This is a genomic window from Thermogutta sp., assembly GCF_014359955.1.
In the GTDB taxonomy this organism is placed as follows: Bacteria; Planctomycetota; Planctomycetia; order Pirellulales; family Thermoguttaceae; genus Thermogutta.
In genome coordinates, this window is sequence record NZ_JACIYL010000819.1 from 1 (window position 1) to 1,913 (window position 1,913).

1 protein-coding gene is annotated in these 1,913 nt (G+C 57.7%); it reads right to left on the reverse strand.

Annotation, left to right across the window (positions count from 1 at the left end):
- Nucleotides 1-1,913: hypothetical protein (locus H5U08_RS17290; protein WP_297035945.1), on the reverse strand; the 1,913-nt coding region annotated here is incomplete at both ends.

A 1,913-nucleotide genomic window follows, 5' to 3' on the forward strand; every position in this document is an offset into this window, starting at 1 on the left:
GCTGGCCGAACGCCTCCCGGGGTGGAAATCCCCATCCAAAAATATAGAAAAGGTGCGGAGCATACGATGAAGGCAATCCGAGCTTGTCGAAGTACCACTCGGCGACGCGATCGTAAGTCGTAAAGTCTGCGATAACCTTTCCGTTTTCAAACCGGATCACAGGATCGGGACGAATGGCATCGGGACACAATCGCCGTTCGGCCATGAAGGCGACGAGCTGAGGATAAACCTCGTCAAAACGTCTTCCCCAGAACTCTCTGCCCGGCCCCAGCCGCGCATCGTAAATGGCCGGAAAACTGGTTCGTTCTGGCAGGGCAAAATCCCAGATATGGCACCGTAAAGGCACCCGTTTCACGATGCTACTTCCCACGCGGAGGCGAACCTGTCCAAGGTAATCTCCAGGCCGGGCATCCCGCGGAATTCTGAAAATGATCCAGACAGGCTGCGCCCTCTCAGCCTTGAGATCAAAGGTATTCTTGGGGAGCAGGGGATCAGGCCACCAGCCTGCCCAACCATCACTGCCTTGTGCCCCCACAGCGATTTTCCGGTACCAGGCCGCCTCCCTGGTGCGGAAATAGTTGGAGGGGTGGTCGATGGGCACAAACCCGACAACGGCCACTTGAAACTCGTCGAGCTTCGCTCCAGATTCGTGGACTGGCGCCTCAACCTCGACGGTGACCTTCTCCAACGGCGTGTGCGACTTCACGACGAATTGGAGCGCCTCCCATTCCCCTTTTGCAGCGAAAACGGACAGTTCCTTCGGCGCAGGGCCCGGTGGATCTTCCTGGAAAACCTTCACAACACCCGGTACCTGCCACAGTGCCAACTCGCCATCGGGAACAGGCTTGGCTTCCCATTCTGCAGCATCTACCGGGACAACTTCCGTCACCATGATCGCGTCATACCAAAAGACACCATGACTGTTCGTCGTCAAATGGATCGTCATGTCGTTGGCATCAGCCGGTGCCCGTACTACCCCGCTGAGTAGCGTCCAATCCTGCGTTCCTGAGATTCCTGGCCCGATGCTGGTCATCGCCCCCTGCGCTGTGAGCCGGCCGCGCGCATCGTGGAAGTGTAAATGGATTTGGACTTTACCCTGGCTCACGTCCCGGCATTTAAGCCAGCCCGTCACAAGGTAATTCCGCCCGGCCTTTACCGGCACTTTTTCCTGCCAACCGTACCATCCTCGCTTGGCGTCATTGCTCACTTCCAAGCGAGCCGACCGTCGTCCCCCGCCCATCGGAGGAGTGCTCTCGTCCACGGCAAACTTCACGCCTTTGGCGCCTTCGCCGATTCGCATCCACGCGTCGGGCAGTTTTTCACCATCTTCGAACGATGGGTTTTTGACCAGATTTCTCCCGCTGAAAAGGAGCCGTTCAAAGTCACGGTGATGGCCAGCTTCGGCGGCCAATCGTTGCTCATTGGATGTTAACATCAAATAGCGATGCAAAACTGAGCCAGCCGGTAGATCGTCACTCCACAGGACCCACGTTCCCACCACCAGGCACTCTTTCGTGCCAGAATTGTGGAGCACGACAAGCCGGGTTCCGTCACCGGCTTCATTTTTCCAGCGAAACTTTTCCAAAGGCAGGGCAAGCAGAACGTCTCTAATCTCCTCATCCGCAAACTGAAACACCTTCGCGTGAAGCCGCGACGGCCACCCTCCGTCGATGGCCGCTTCCGCTTGCCACGGCTCTTCTGCTGCCACTTCTTTGAGAACACGCTGCTCCGGCTTTCCGATGGTCACGGTCCAGGGCGAATCGCCAATGACTTCGAGGGAGACGTCATCGAACCACGCCTGGCCGGTTCCTCGTAAGACTGTGCCCACGCTCAGTGTTGTTGCCTCTGGCGGAACCACGAACTCGGCTTCAATTTCCCTCCAGTCGTACGTACCGCCACCGGCCGAAAATACC